Annotated in this window: 13 protein-coding genes; 9 read left to right on the forward strand and 4 right to left on the reverse strand. The window is 64.6% G+C overall.

Annotated elements, in window-relative coordinates:
• Positions 1 to 74 precede the first annotated feature (74 nt).
• Positions 75 to 704, reverse strand: coding sequence for an exopolysaccharide biosynthesis protein (locus F3H41_RS17670; protein WP_244616259.1), 630 nt, complete (start codon positions 702 to 704; stop codon positions 75 to 77).
• Positions 705 to 981: 277 nt separating this feature from the next.
• Here F3H41_RS17670 and F3H41_RS17675 point away from each other — a divergent pair, with 277 nt between their 5' ends.
• Complete coding sequence (locus F3H41_RS17675) at positions 982 to 3,507, forward strand: HAMP domain-containing methyl-accepting chemotaxis protein (protein ID WP_149740007.1); 2,526 nt, start codon at positions 982 to 984, stop codon at positions 3,505 to 3,507.
• A 28-nt stretch (positions 3,508 to 3,535) separates the two neighbouring features.
• Here the strand turns inward: F3H41_RS17675 and F3H41_RS17680 are convergent, their stop codons facing one another.
• On the reverse strand, positions 3,536 to 4,078 hold the full coding sequence (locus tag F3H41_RS17680; protein WP_280177051.1) for a GNAT family N-acetyltransferase: 543 nt from the start codon (positions 4,076 to 4,078) through the stop codon (positions 3,536 to 3,538).
• A gap of 139 nt (positions 4,079 to 4,217) precedes the next feature.
• Between F3H41_RS17680 and F3H41_RS17685 the strand changes: the two genes are divergently transcribed.
• The 5 genes from F3H41_RS17685 to repC all read left to right on the forward strand — a co-directional run bounded on the left by F3H41_RS17685 (position 4,218) and on the right by repC (position 9,107).
• A complete protein-coding gene (locus tag F3H41_RS17685; RefSeq protein WP_348532498.1) occupies positions 4,218 to 4,853 on the forward strand; it encodes a DUF922 domain-containing protein in 636 nt (211 codons plus the stop codon).
• A 52-nt stretch (positions 4,854 to 4,905) separates the two neighbouring features.
• Positions 4,906 to 5,433, forward strand: a complete 528-nt coding sequence (locus F3H41_RS17690) for an MgtC/SapB family protein (protein WP_149740010.1) — start codon at positions 4,906 to 4,908, stop codon at positions 5,431 to 5,433.
• Between the two features lie 122 nt (positions 5,434 to 5,555).
• Positions 5,556 to 6,749, forward strand: a complete 1,194-nt coding sequence (repA, locus tag F3H41_RS17695) for a plasmid partitioning protein RepA (RefSeq protein ID WP_188129528.1) — start codon at positions 5,556 to 5,558, stop codon at positions 6,747 to 6,749.
• Positions 6,750 to 6,752: 3 nt separating this feature from the next.
• The gene (gene repB / locus F3H41_RS17700) at positions 6,753 to 7,739 is read left to right on the forward strand and encodes a plasmid partitioning protein RepB (protein ID WP_149740012.1); all 987 of its coding nucleotides are present in this window, start codon (positions 6,753 to 6,755) and stop codon (positions 7,737 to 7,739) included.
• Between the two features lie 153 nt (positions 7,740 to 7,892).
• Positions 7,893 to 9,107: a plasmid replication protein RepC gene (gene repC, locus F3H41_RS17705; RefSeq protein WP_149740013.1), complete on the forward strand. Its 1,215-nt coding sequence runs from the start codon at positions 7,893 to 7,895 to the stop codon at positions 9,105 to 9,107.
• An 8-nt stretch (positions 9,108 to 9,115) separates the two neighbouring features.
• Here repC and F3H41_RS17710 read toward each other — a convergent pair whose 3' ends face one another.
• Positions 9,116 to 10,348, reverse strand: coding sequence for a diguanylate cyclase (locus tag F3H41_RS17710; protein WP_188129519.1), 1,233 nt, complete (start codon positions 10,346 to 10,348; stop codon positions 9,116 to 9,118).
• A gap of 338 nt (positions 10,349 to 10,686) precedes the next feature.
• Between F3H41_RS17710 and pncB the strand changes: the two genes are divergently transcribed.
• From pncB to F3H41_RS17725, 3 genes are all read left to right on the forward strand, one after another.
• Positions 10,687 to 11,991 (forward strand): nicotinate phosphoribosyltransferase, encoded by a 1,305-nt coding sequence (gene pncB / locus F3H41_RS17715; RefSeq protein ID WP_149740015.1) that lies wholly within the window; start codon positions 10,687 to 10,689, stop codon positions 11,989 to 11,991.
• Between the two features lie 79 nt (positions 11,992 to 12,070).
• Positions 12,071 to 12,775, forward strand: a complete 705-nt coding sequence (locus tag F3H41_RS17720) for a GntR family transcriptional regulator (RefSeq protein ID WP_149740016.1) — start codon at positions 12,071 to 12,073, stop codon at positions 12,773 to 12,775.
• Between the two features lie 104 nt (positions 12,776 to 12,879).
• On the forward strand, positions 12,880 to 13,842 hold the full coding sequence (locus F3H41_RS17725; RefSeq protein ID WP_149740017.1) for a dihydrodipicolinate synthase family protein: 963 nt from the start codon (positions 12,880 to 12,882) through the stop codon (positions 13,840 to 13,842).
• A 129-nt stretch (positions 13,843 to 13,971) separates the two neighbouring features.
• Here the strand turns inward: F3H41_RS17725 and F3H41_RS17730 are convergent, their stop codons facing one another.
• Positions 13,972 to 14,352, reverse strand: coding sequence for a DUF6481 family protein (locus F3H41_RS17730; protein ID WP_149740018.1), 381 nt, complete (start codon positions 14,350 to 14,352; stop codon positions 13,972 to 13,974).
• Positions 14,353 to 14,515 lie beyond the last annotated feature (163 nt).

Below are 14,515 nucleotides of genomic sequence, written 5' to 3' on the forward strand. Positions count from 1 at the left end.
CGTGCATGCCTCAGCTTCGGCGCGCTTTCAAGAGCGCAAGATGGCGCAGGTGCGGAAATTCGTCGCGTCGGCCGTCAGGCGCCGATCGCCCAGCCGGCGGCGAACACCGTGCCATAGACAAGGCCGACCGAAACGGCCAGCGCGACCCCCGTCAGGGCAAGGCCGACAATCGTGGCAAGGCCGTCACGCTCCATCAGCGAAATGGCGATGACGGTCAGCGCCAGCACGGGCAGGAAATTGCCGAAGGGGATCGGCAGCGCCACGGCAACGGCCAGCAGGAAGACGGGAATGCCGAGCAGTGCGTGGGCGCACCGGCCCGTCAGGCTGCGCAGCCGGTTCGGTTTCAGCAGGGCTTCGACACGCCGCACCATCGGCGCGGTGTGGGTGACGACAAGCGCGGTGGTGCCGGCCGAAACGCGCCGGCGGCGAATGATGTCGGGCAGCCAGATCCGCTCGCAACCGACGATCATCTGCAGGGAGACGAGCGCAAGGCAGGTGCCGAACACCATGCCGAACGGACCTGGAATCGGACACAGGGCCGGCAGCGCCAGCGCGAGGATCACAAAGGCGACGCCCTCGCGCCCCATGACGTGGATCATCTCTCCCACATCGATGGAGCCGGCGGCATGGGCGTGGTCGGCAAGCGCTGCCAGCCGTCCGGAGGCAACGCCGCATTCGATCTCCGGGGATGTGGTCGCAGACACGGCCGTGCCAACCTTCCGTCTCGATTGATAAGATGCAGCCAATTTAGGCATGGCCAGTGCCGATACAAGGGCGCTGCCCGCCAGCCGCACGGCGCGGTGCGTTGTCCGCGGACAACTCTGCTTGATCATCAGGGCGTCATATGTGGCGGTTCTGACAAGTTGCAGTTCAATTTAAGTTTTAATTAAACGGGTCATCTTAGCTTGTGGGCTATGTTGGGGATGTGCGGGCGCCATCTCGTTTGCAAAGACCGTCGGCTGCCTGACAGGGGGAACAAGCATGATCGATCGCTTCATGTCGCGGGTGCGAATTCAGACGAAGGTCCTCGTCCTCGTAACGCCTTTCGTGATTTCCATCACTGCCGTTGGCCTGACCGGGCTCTATGCGTCCGGACTTTTGCAGGGCCGCATGGAGATTTCCAACAGCGTCATGCAATCGCTGCGCGGGTTCAAGGACGTGTATTCGGCCATGACGCGCTTCCTGCTCGATCCCTCCGCAGAGACGCATACGGCCGCCCAGGACGCGCTGACGACGCGTGTCGGCGAGCTCAAGACCATGACCGACACGCTGCGCGCGGAAGCCGATGTTTCCCAGCTCGAGGAAGCGCTGAAGGAAGCGTCCACGATCGACGACAATATCGCAGCCCTCTGGACCTTGCACACCGACCAGAACAAGCTGTCGGCATCGGTGGTGGAACGCGCCCTGTCGCTTGACGATGTCCAGGCCGAAGCCGCCAAGCAGGTGTTCTTCCTGCTGGCCGGCGCCAAGAAGGCCGAGAAGGCCGCAAAGACCAGCCTGCGGGGCGCCGTGCAGATCGGCGGTCTTGCCACGGCGGCCGATACGCTGATCGACAAGGTCTCGGCCTCGCTGATGATCACGGACAAGGCCTCTGTCGCCCGCGAAAACCTGCCCGCCCTTCTGGAGACGGCAACCGCCAAGGACAAGGCGCTGGCCTCCGCCAAGATTCCCGCCGTCATCGAGATGAAGGAGGCTGTCACGGCAGCCGCCGCGCTGGCGGAGAAGACCAGAACCGATCCCGGTGCCTTGCCGGATTTCGTCAATGCCCTCGGCCGGATTGGCAGCGCAACGGCTGCCCTCAAGGTGGCCGGCGACGACCTGATGCGCAAGGGCGTGACCGATCTGACCGCCTCGGAAAGCAAGGTCGAGCTCGCCGACAAGGTGGGCAACAAGCTGCGCGCCATCATCAATTACGGCAACCAGATCCGCGTCGCCTTCGCCGACCTGCAGGCGAATCCGTCGCAAAACCTTGTCGAGCAGGCCCAGAAGAGCGTGTTCCTCTACGGGCAGGAAATCGGTGCCCTGGCCGCGATCGTGCCGGATAATGAAGGGTTCGCGGCCCTGCCGTCGCAGGCCAAGGATGCCCTGAAGGCGATGGATGCGAGCGCCGTCGCGCTGCTCGACATCAGCAAGCGCCGCCATACCGAATTCGAAGCCGCCGCGGCCGTGATCGACCGGGCCTGGACGCATCTGTCCGACTTTGCCGAAAGCCAGAAGCAGAGCGCCGGCGTCGAGCGAAGCCAGGCGAACTCCATCTCCGTCGGCGCGATGGTGCTCGGCGTTCTCATCGCCATGGCCGCCGGTGCCGCCCTCGTCATCACGCTGAAGGGCCCGATCAGCCAGATCACCAGCGCCATGCGCCGCCTGGCCGAAGGCGCGCTCGACACGACGATCTCCGGCGAGAGCCGTCCGGACGAGATTGGCGACATGGCCCGCGCCCTCTCCGTCTTCAAGGGCAATGCGCTCGCCAAGCTCACCATGGAGGAGCAGGCCGCCCTTGAGCGCCGACAGGCCGAAGCCGAGCGCGAGCGCAACGAACGCGAGCGCCAGCAGAACCTTTCCGAGGTGGAATTTGCCGTGGAAACGCTGGCCATGGGCCTGTCGCGCCTGTCGCGCGGTGATCTCACCTTCAGCATCGACACGCGCTTTGCCGACCATCTGGACCGGCTGCGCCACGACTTCAACCAGTCCGTCGCCGGCCTGCGCGAGACGCTTTCGGAGGTGCGCGACATCTCCGGCGCCATCCATCACAATGGCGAGCAGATGGCCGATGCCGTGGCCGATCTCGCCCGACGCACCGAGCAGCAGGCCGCCGCGCTCGAAGAGACCGCCGCCGCCGTCGACGAGATCTCGGCGACCGTCAAGACCGCATCCGGCCGCGCCAGCGAGGTCCGTCGTATCGTGCAGGACGCCAAGCGTCGCGCCGATACGTCCTCCGGCGTCGTGCAGAATGCCGTTTCGGCCATGGCCCGCATCCGCGAAGCCTCCGACAAGATCGCCAGCATCGTCGGCGTCATCGATTCCATCGCCTTCCAGACGAACCTTCTGGCGCTGAACGCCGGCGTCGAGGCGGCCCGTGCGGGCGAGGCCGGCAAGGGCTTTGCGGTCGTCGCCCAGGAAGTGCGTGAGCTCGCCCAGCGCTCGGCCCAGGCGGCCAAGGAAATCGGCGGCCTCATCACCAATTCCTCCTCGGAGGTCGCAACGGGCACCCATTATGTCTCGCAGACCGGCGACGCGCTGATGGATATCGCCACGCAGATCGTCGATATCGCCGGTCATGTCGATCTGATCGCCACCTCCAGCCAGGAGCAGACGGTTTCGCTCGACTCGGTGAACGGCTCGGTCAACGAACTCGACCACATGACGCAGCAGAACGCCGCCATGGTGGAAGAGACGAACGCCGCCACCCGCCAGCTCGCCGAGGAAATCCGTCAGCTGAGTTCGCTCATCCAGCGCTTCGAACTGAGCGGTGGCGAAACGGGCATGCACACGGCGCGGGCCGCCTGATCGCGGCGAAGAGCAGGGGATCGACGGCTCAGGTCGTCGGTTTTCGTTCACGCCAGTCCGAGCGTTTCACGGCGTACCAGACTTCGCCGTGCTCGCTGCCGGGAATGGAGCCGTCCTCAAGGACCACGCTATGCGTATGGCGCATCCCGACCATTTCCATCACCCGGCGTGATCCGTGGTTGATCGCCATGGTGCAGGCGACGATCTCACAGTAACCGGCCGTCTCGAAGCCCCATTCGACGAGCGCTGCGGCACCCTCGGATGCGAGCCCTTGGCCCCAGTGCCGGCGGGCAAGACGGTAGCCGAGTTCGGCGCGGCTTTCGCTTTCGGCATGAAGGCAGAACCAGCCGACGAATTCCCCGCTGTCTTCGCGCCGGGCGGTCCAGACGTCCGTTTCCGTCCCTCGCGGCATCAGGAACGTCACGGCGTCGGGATCGGTGGTCGCGTGATCGACGGGGCCGCCGTTGAGGAAGTGCATCACTTCCGCATCGCGCTCGAGAGCCATGAAATCAGCCCTGTCTTCCGGCCGGCAGAGCCTGAGAAGGAGGTTTCGTGTGCGGAACGCTGCCAATTGCGTGGCCTTACAGAGACGATCGAGATCCGACCCTAACAGATATCCCGACATCTTTCACACCGCCTATGCCTTGAACCGCCCGGCCCGCCGGCCTATTGCCCCTGTGCATCACTTGCAAATGACGAGGCACGACCCCGTGACGGCCCTTTTTGAGACCCTTTGCCCGCCGACCGAAAGGCTTTTGCGCCGGTGCGCCCTTGCCCTCCTGCTTCTGGGACTCGCGCCCGTCGGCGGCAATGCGGCCAGCTGGACGGCGAAGGAGGTCGTCTCCACCTATGCCATCGATGGCGCGACGGGCATCGATCTCTACCGTTCGATCGGTGAAAAGGGACCTGCCATCGGCCCGACCCGGGCGATCGCCCACACGACCTTCAAGCTCACCTGGCGGCGGGACTACCAGCGGCGCGGGCGCGACTGCGTGCTCGCCTCGGCGGTGCCGAAGCTGATCATCACCTACACGCTGCCGAAGCCGCGCCGGGCCTTGACCGGTGCGGTTGCGGCGCGCTGGAAGACCTTCATCGACGGCATCGCGGCCCATGAGCGCGTGCATGGGGCCGACATTGTCGCCATGGTCGAGGCAATCGAGCGCGAAAGCGTGGGGCTGACCGCAACAAACGATCCGGATTGCAAGAAGATCCGCACGGATCTGACCGAGCGGCTTGGCCGCCTGTCGAACGAACAGCGCGCCAAGAGCCGTGCCTTCGATGCGGTGGAAATGAGCGCCGGCGGCAATGTGCAGCGGCTCATTCTCGCGCTCGTCGATCCCTCCTGACACGGCGGCGCAAAAGCCGGGAACCTGAAGCCGGCAAACGAGTTTGGTGCCCATGCCCTCATCTGCGCTCGATATCTTCGCCGATCACCACCTGCCGCTCGCCGTCGTTCTGGCGCGCCTCGTTCTTGCGCTGGCCTGCGGCGCCGCCATCGGCATCGAGCGCGAATGGCGCCAGAGGCCGGCGGGGCTGCGCACCCATATTCTCGTGTGCCTCGCCGCGTCGCTCGCCTCGATCGTTTCGATCGAGATCACCCATCTGCCGGCCTTTGCCGGGCAGGAGATCCGGATCGATCCCTTGCGCATCATCGAGGCGGTCACGGCGGGTGTTGCCTTCCTTGCGGCAGGCACCATCGTCTTTTCGCGCGGCACCGTGCAGGGCCTGACGACTGGAGCCGGCATGTGGCTCGCCGGCGTGACCGGCCTTGCTGCCGGCCTCGGGCTCTGGCAGATCGCGCTGGTGACGACGCTGCTCGCCGTCGCCGTTCTCAGCCTCATCCGCCTTGCAGAAAGTGGCACATCCAAAAAATCCCTTGCGGACAAGAGCGCTGAGAAATCCGCGGAAACATCGTTAACGGATTGATAAGAAACATCCTTTCCGTTTTGTGACCAAAGTTTGTCTTCTCCGCCCGAATCGGCGCATAGTCGATCTGCGCAATTTTCGCCGGATTGGCGATTTTTGCGCAGATTTTGGGGAAGACGATGTTGCAGCAATCCATCGAGCGCGCGGACGAACGGGAACACCTCCCGTCGCTTCTGGCTGCCGATGCGGATGAGCTGGTCCGCCGCCTGCAGCACCACCAGAAACTGACATTCCCGCCCGCCGCCCGCAAGACGCTTCGCCTCTTCTCGCCGGCCGAAGCGGCTGGCTTCATTGGCATTGGCGAAGGCTATCTGCGCCAGATCGCCGCCGACGGCCATGGCCCGGCGCCGCAGCCAAACGGGCGCCGGCTCTATTCGATCAGCGATATCGAGGCGATCAGGCGTGTGCTCGACGATGGCGGAAGGGCCGGAAAATACGTGCCGCATCGCCGCCTCGGCGAGAAGCTGCAGGTCATCTCCGTCATGAATTTCAAGGGTGGCTCGGGCAAGACGACGACCTCGGCCCATCTCGCCCAGTATCTGGCGCTGCGCGGTTACCGCGTGCTGGCCGTCGATCTCGACCCGCAGGCCTCGCTCACCGCCCTTTTCGGCCATCAGCCGGAGCTGGACGTGGGGGAGGGCGAGACGCTCTACGGCGCCATCCGCTATGCCGATCCTCGACCGGTCCGCGATGTCGTGCGCGCCACCTACATGGCCAATCTTGCGCTCATTCCCGGCAATCTCGAGCTGATGGAATTCGAGCACGAAACGCCGAAGGCGATGATGGGCGCGCGCACCGAGACGATCTTCTTTGCCCGCCTCGGCGAAGTCCTGGCCGAGATCGAGGCCGATTACGATGTGGTGGTGATCGATTGCCCGCCGCAGCTCGGCTATCTCACCATGTCGGCGCTGTGCGCGGCCACCTCCGTCCTCATCACCGTTCACCCGCAGATGCTCGACGTCATGTCCATGGCGCAGTTCCTGTCGATGACGAGCGAGTTGATGGCCGTGGTCGAGACGGCGGGCGGGCGCACCGACTACGACTGGATGCGCTATCTCGTCACCCGCCTTGAGCCGAATGACGGGCCGCAGAGCCAGATGACCGGCTTCATGCGCGCCATTTTCGGGAATCGCATGCTGACCAATGCCATGCTGAAATCGACGGCAATTTCCGATGCCGGCGTCACCAAGCAGACGCTCTACGAGATCGACCGCAGCCAGTTCATTCGCGGCACCTATGACCGCGCCATGGAATCGCTCGGCCTCGTCAACCGCGAGGTCGAGGATCTCCTTCGCGGCGTGTGGGGGAGACGCTAAGCCATGGCGCGCCGCACCTTCCTTACCGATTTTGCCGAGACGGGGGGCGTTGCCGCCAACGACGGCGCGACCACGCCGCGCCGCGTTGCCGTCGGCGGCATTTCCAAGACGCTCGCCTCCATCACAGCCCGCGTCGAGCGCGCCGATGCCATCGAGCGGCAGCTTTCCGAGGGGCAGACGGTCGTCCTGCTCGATCCCGACCTGATCGACGCCTCCTTCGTGAGTGATCGGCTGGAGCGGCTCGATCTCGATCCGGTCTTCGTCGAGCAGATCCGCGTGCATGGCCAGCAGGTTCCGATCCTGGTGCGCCCGCATCCGGATGTGCCGGAGCGCTACCAGGTCGCCTATGGCCACCGCCGCCTCGCCGCCGCACGGCGGCTGCGCCTGCCGGTCAGCGCGCTCGTGCGCGCCCTGTCGGACGATGAGCTGGTGGTGGCGCAGGGCCAGGAAAATTCGGCGCGGACGGATCTCACCTATATCGAACGGGCGCTGTTTGCCGCCCGCCTCGAGCGGCTCGGTTTCGCCCGGGCGGTAATCATGGACGCGCTGTCGATCGACAAGGCGGCGCTTTCCCACATGCTCGGCGTCACCACCCGCATTCCCGACGCGCTGATCGAGGCAATCGGCCCGGCACCGGGTTTTGGCCGCCGCCGCTGGCTGGAACTGGCCGATTTGCTGGCCGCGCCCGGGTCTCTCGACCGCGCAAACGCCTGTGCGGGGGCGGCCGGCTTTGCCGACCTGACCTCCGACCGGCGCATGCAGGCCGTGCTCGACGCCATCATCGAGGCAGCCCCGCCGGCGCGCCCGGCAGGCGCCGCGCAAGAGATCGGCCCGCAGGCTATTTCGAAGGATATTCCCGTGCAGATGCGGGTGGAGAAGGGGAAAACGACCTTTGTTTTCGCCCGTGCCGCCGCGCCGGGTTTCGATGTGTTCGTCCGGGACAGGCTGGAAGGCCTCTACCGTGACTTCATGAAGCAGTCAGGAGATTAGACCCGCAAAAGAAAAAAGCCTCCGAACGTTGCCGCTGCGGAAGCCTTTCTCGATGTTTAGCAGCTAGAGAATCCCACTTTCGCGAATCACTGTCAAGTCGTTTTGGCGCCTTTCGGCGGACGGATTTCTTTTGCCTTTTTGAAAGTGAGGCAAATGGAAAGCGGTATGATAACGACGCCCTTCGGGCGGCGGCCGATGACGCTTGGGATGTTGAAGGCCCAGGCGCAGGCGGCGCGCGTGCCGGAGGGCGCGCGGGCTGACAAGTGGAAGCTGTTTCGCGCGCTCTGCGTGGCGCGAACGCGCTTTTCGATTTCCGACCGCGCCCTTGGTGTGCTCGATGCACTCCTGACCTTCCACCCGAAGCCGGACCTGGTCGAGGGAGAAGGACTGGTGGTCTTCCCGTCCAATGCGCAGCTCGCCGTGCGCGCCCATGGCGTGGCGCCTGCCACCCTTCGCCGCCATCTTGCCGCGCTGGTTGATGCCGGGCTCATCACCCGCAAGGACAGCCCGAACGGCAAGCGCTATGCCCGCAAGGGCGAAGGCGGCGCCATCAGCGAAGCCTTCGGCTTCAGCCTTGCCCCGCTGCTCGCCCGTGCCGAGGAGATCGAGGCCGCCGCGAGCGAGGTGGAAGCCGAGCGTCTGCGTCTGCGGTCCTTGCGCGAGCGCATCACCATTGTCCGGCGCGACATTGCCAAACTCCTGGAAACGGCGATCGAGAACGGCATCGGCATCGATACAGACTCGGTGCAACGGACCCTCGCCGATGCGAGCCGCCGCCTTCGCCTTCGTCTTCAGCCCTTTGACCTCGAAAACATGGCGGACGATCTCGCCGCGCTGCGCGACACCATCGCTAACCGCCTCCTCTCCTTCACGAATTCAGAAAATCCGGGCGGCAATGAGTCTCGGAACGAGCGGCACATACAGAATTCAAACCCAAACCCCATTTCTGAACTTGAACCTCTCTTCGAAAAGGGAGAGGGCGGGAGCGTTCCGGCTGGAGTCGTGGATGTTGCGGGTCGTATCAGGGCCTTCCCGCTGTCTCTGGTTCTTTCGGCCTGCCCGTCGATGGCCGATTACGGGCCGGGGGGCGCGATCGGCAGTTGGCGCGACATGATGTCGGCCGCGGTCGTGGTGCGCAGCATGCTGGGCGTCAGTCCGAGCGCCTATCAGGAGGCCTGCGATGTGCTCGGGCCTGAAAATGCGGCGAGCGCGATGGCCTGCATTCTCGAACGCGGCGGCCACATCAATGCGCCCGGCGGTTATCTGAGGGATCTGACGCGACGGGCGGCGCGCGGGGAATTCTCGCTCGGGCCAATGCTGATGGCGCAGCTGAGGGCCAATGCGCCGGGCGCACGATGCACGGGATGATCGCAGGCTCAGTACAGGCCGAGCATGACGCCTTCGCAATAGACGCGGTTTCGCCCCTTGTTCTTGGCCATATAGAGAAACTGGTCGGCGGCGTTGAGGTAGTTTTCGAAGGTCTCGCCATGTTCGATGTCGGCAACGCCGATCGATGCGGTCACCGAGAGGGTGTGGGCATTTACGGGGATCTGCGTCGCAGAAATCGCCGCCAGGATCGCGTTGCAGAATTCAAACGCGCTCTTGCCCTTCACGCCCTGGAGATAGAGGACGAATTCCTCGCCGCCGAGACGGGCGGCGACGTGCGGCCCTTTCTCGGCGAAGCGGGACAGAAGGCCGGCCACGGCCTTCAAGACGGTGTCGCCAGCCTCGTGGCCATAGGTGTCGTTGACCTTCTTGAAGTGGTCTATGTCGAGAATCGCAATGGCGCTCTCCAGGTTGTGGCGTTGGGCCTCGCGGGCCCGCTGCCGTCCGATCTCGAAGAAATGGCGGCGGTTCGACAGGGACGTCAACGAGTCGCGCTCGGCGAAATACTTCAGCCGTTTCAGTTGCTTGAGCGTCTCGATATTGTTGTCGATACGGCACTGCAACTCTTCGAGGACAAAGGGCCGGTAGAGAAAATCGGAGGCACCGGCCTTCAGGAACTGTGCGCTCAAGGTGCGGTCGGACGAGGCCGAGATACCGATGATGCGCAACTCCTCGGAACTGCGCAGGGCGCGAATGCGCTGCGTCAGTTCATGGCCGTCCATGTCGGGCATATGGTAGTCGGTGATGACGAGATCGATCTCGTTCTGGTGGGCGGCCATGATCTTGAGCGCCGCCTGACCAGAGCGCGCCTCGAACACCTGAAACTGGCGCATCGTCAGCAGGGAACTCAGCATCGAGCGCGCCGAGGTCGTGTCATCGACCACGAGGATCTTGAAGACGCTGTTTTCCACCATGCGCGTCACGATCGCGAGGAGCCGGTCCAGCGCATCTGGCTCCGTTCTGGCGACATGGCCGATCAGCAGCGGCCGAAAGACCGCAAAGGCGTCGTCAAGAGGGTGGTCGCAGTAGACGAGAACGGGGATCTTCAGATCGTTGAAACGCTTCAGCATGGTCATGCTGTCGATATCAGCTGACGCAACACCGGCGATCACGAAGGCGACGCCGCCTCTTCCAATCTCCGCTTCGGCCTCCGCAAGGCTCGCACACGGCCAGACGGTGGTTTCCGTCGCGTCCTCGATCGCGTCCTTCAAGGCGCTGGCCAAGGGGTCGCCCAACTTGAGGAACAGGATTCGCGTCGCCCGCATGGCAACGCGACAAGAAGACGCGCACTGCGCCCGTTCGGCCACGATCATGTTTCAAGGCTCCCTGTCCGTACAAGCGGTCGGAAGGCCCGTCCCCAGAGCGTCGACCTTGTCGTATCTGTGCGCGAACACTAGACGCCAGATGTTACCAAAGGCTGACATACGGCTCGGGGGTTCGACAATCCGCCGGAATGTTGCGGCCTTCCAGCCCCATCGCCGCCGGATGCCCGCCAGCGCCTAAATCGGTTTTACTTCGTTCCTTCAGGACGATAGGGTGCCGCAAACTCATGGGGATCTTCATGGCGAAGACCGATATTGCCCGCCGCGTCTACAATCACTCCTGGAAGCTCGATCCGATCGTGCGCTCGCTGCTCGACACGGATTTCTACAAGCTTCTCATGCTGCAGATGATCTGGACGCTGCATCCGGACGTCGATGTCAGCTTCTCGCTGATCAACCGCACGCGGCGGGTGCGGCTGGCCGAGGAGATCGACATCGAGGCCCTGCGCGAGCAGCTTGATTATGCGCGCGGCCTGCGCTTCTCCAAGAAGGAGATGATCTGGCTCGCCGGTAACACCTTCTATGGCCGCAAGCAGATCTTTTCGCCGGAGTTCCTCGCCTGGCTAGCCGATTTCCGCCTGCCGGAATACCGGCTTTCGGTGGTGGACGGACAGTACGAGCTGACCTTCCATGGCAAATGGACCCACACGACCATGTGGGAAATCCCGGTGCTCGCCATTATCAACGAATTGCGCTCGCGCACGGCGATGAAGCAGATGGGACCCTTCACGCTCGATGTGCTCTATGCGCGCGCCAAGGCACGCATGTGGTCGAAGGTCGAGATGCTGAAACAGTATCCGGGCCTGCGCATCTCCGATTTCGGCACGCGCCGGCGCCACTCGTTCCTGTGGCAGCGCTGGTGCGTGGAAGCGCTGAAGGAGGGCATCGGCCCGGCCTTTACCGGCACCAGCAATGTGTTGCTGGCGATGGACACGGATCTCGAAGCCGTCGGCACCAACGCACACGAACTGCCGATGGTGAAGGCGGCGCTCGCCGAAACGGATGCGGAGCTGGCCGCTGCCCCTTACGCCGTCCTGCAGGACTGGAACCGTCTCTATGGCGGCAATCTGCTGATCGTGCTTCCGGATGCTTACGGGACCGCGTCTTTCCTGCGCCATGCGCCCGAATGGGTGGCGGACTGGACCGGCTTTCGCCCCGATAGCGCCCCGCCGATCGAGGGCGGCGAAAAGATCATCGCCTGGTGGAAGAAAATGGGCCGCGACCCGCGCGAAAAGCTGCTGATCTTTTCAGACGGTCTCGATGCCGAGACCATCGTCGAAACCTACCGGCATTTCGAGGGGCGGGTGCGCATGAGCTTCGGTTGGGGCACCAACCTCACCAATGATTTTGCCGGCTGCGCGCCCGTGCCGACGCCGGGCCTGGAGCCGATCTCGCTGGTCTGCAAGGTCAACGAGGCCAACGGCCACCCGGCCGTCAAGCTCTCCGACAACCCGCAAAAGGCCGTCGGCAGCCCTGCGGATGTGGAGCGCTACCTGCGCTTCTTCGGTTCGGAGGATTTTGTCGAGCAGGCCGTGCGGGTCTAGAGCATTTCCAGCCGAAGCGGGATCGCTTCGGCGTCCGGCGCCCATGCCGAACAAGCAACGAAACCAGCAGGAACCCACCATGACGCCATCCGAACCGGGTGAGACCACCGAACGCAAGCGTGGCTCCGGCGCGCGCCTCGTCTATGATCTCCTGCGCGACGAAATCCTCGATCTCGTGCTGGCGCCCGGCAGCGCCGTCGACGAGGTGGAGCTTGCCGAGCGTTTCGGCATGTCGCGCACGCCGATCCGCGAGGCATTGGTCCGGCTGGCGGGTGAGGGGCTGGTGGTGACGCTGCCGAACCGCTCGACCCTCGTCGCCCCTATCGATTTTCTCAACATGCACGCCTTCTTCGAAGCGATGGTGCTGATGTACCGCGTGACGACCCAGCTTGCTGCACGCGACCACCGCCCGGAAGACCTCGAACCGATCCGCGCCCACCAGGCCGCCTTTTCCACGGCGGTGGAGGCGCAGGATGCACTGGCCATGATCGCCACCAACGCGGCCTTTCACCTTGCCATCGCCGAGGCCGGGCGGAACGCCTATTTCACCAGCTTTTTCAAAAGGCTGCTGGATGAGGGCCGGCGCATTTTGCGGCTCTACTACCAGTCCTACAGCGACCGCCTGCCCCGCCGCTTCGTCGAGGAGCACGACGAGATCATCGCGACGATCGCCGCGCGCGACGAGGTCCGCGCCGAGGCGCTTGCGCGCGAGCATGCCGAGCAGATCGTCCGGCAGGTGACGAAGCTCCTGGTGCGCGCGGAGCGGCTGGAGATCCGTCTCTAGGCCCTGCATAATTCTTGTCGACAAATTGAATGCAGGTCGCTATAAGACCCTATCGGATGCGGCGCACCGCCCATCGCCAGACATCGTCCACGAAAGGAACGACCATGACGGCCAGCATTTTCTCCGGTGTCATTCCGGCCCTGATGACGCCTTGCAAGGCAGACCGCACGCCGGATTTCGATGCGCTGGTGAAGAAGGCGAAGGAGTTGATTGCGGCCGGCATGTCCGCCGTCGTCTATTGCGGCTCGATGGGCGACTGGCCGCTTTTGACCGATGCGCAGCGCATGGAGGGCGTGGCACGCCTGACGGCCGCGGGCATTCCTGTCATCGTCGGCACGGGTGCGGTCAACACCGCAACGGCGGCCGCGCACGCCGCCCATGCCCAGAAGGTCGGCGCCAAGGGCCTGATGGTCATCCCGCGCGTTCTGTCCCGCGGCACGGTGGTCGCCGCCCAGAAGGCGCATTTCAAGGCCGTTCTCTCGGCCGCGCCGGAGCTGCCGGCCGTCATCTACAACAGCCCCTATTACGGCTATGCGACGCGCGCCGACCTCTTCTTCGCGCTGCGCGCCGAACATCCCAACCTCGTCGGCTTCAAGGAATTCGGTGGCCCGGACGACCTGCGCTACGCCGCCGAAAACATCACGAGCCGCGACGATGACGTCTCCCTGATGATCGGCGTCGATACGGCCGTCTTCCACGGCTACGTCAATTGCGGCGCCACCGGCGCCATCACCGGCATCGGCAACGTGCTGCCGAAGGAAGTGCTGCACCTTGCCAATCTCTCGCAGGCCGCCGCCCGCGGCGAAGCCGACGCCCGCACCCGCGCGCTGGAACTCGAAGCCGCGCTCGGCGTCCTCTCCTCCTTCGACGAAGGCCCGGATCTCGTGCTCTTCTTCAAGCACATGATGGTGCTGAAGGGCGACGCCGAATACACGCTGCACTTCAACGAGACCGACACCCTCTCGGCCAGCCAGCGCGGCTATGTCGAAGCCCAGTTCAAGCTCTTCAACAGCTGGTACGCCGACTGGAGCCAGCTGCCGGGGGCGGTTCAGACCTACAAGGCGTAAACTGCCAGATCAGACGTTTGGTCGGAAACAGAAAAGCCGCAATCTCCCTGGTATCGGGAGGGTTGCGGCTTTTTTCTTGTCGGCATGGTTGCTGGCGTCTGCCCGCGAGCGGCGAGGCCTTGCCACGTGTCACCCCTTGCGGGCCTTGCGGGCGGCGTAGCGGCGGTCGCGTTCGGCCTTGCGGGCGGCTTCGTCTTCGAGAACGCGGGCGATGCGGTTGCGGTCGGCAGCTTCCCGGGCGTCGGCCTCGGCGCGCGCTTCGGCGGCGGCGGCGGCTTCGCGTTCGGCGGCTTCCGCGGCGAGCCGGGCTTCCTCGGCCTGCTTGGCTTCGGCGCGCTCGGCGCGTCGCGCGTCGCGGGCCTTGGCAAGTTCCAGCCGTTCGGCCTGGCGGGCTTGCCGGGTCGGTTCGGCAGCGGCGAGCGCGGCGCGGTGCGCGGCAAGAAGCGCGGCTTTGGCGGTCTGGGCCGCGGTGCGGCGGTCGGTAAGGTCGGTGTTGCGGCTGGTTTTCAAATCTGGCTCCATCGGTGGGGGGAGGGTGAGGCGATCAGGCCCGACGGGCGCGTTTCGCCCTGCTGCAATCAACAAAAAAGGCCAGGCAAACCTGCCTGACCTCACTCGGGTTCATGCTTTCGACCGTGCCAGTCCATCCGTGGTCAGGGGAAAGCAGATCCCT

The sequence above is a fragment of the Rhizobium sp. RU20A genome (genome assembly GCF_900155885.1).
Lineage (GTDB): Bacteria > Pseudomonadota > Alphaproteobacteria > Rhizobiales > Rhizobiaceae > RU20A.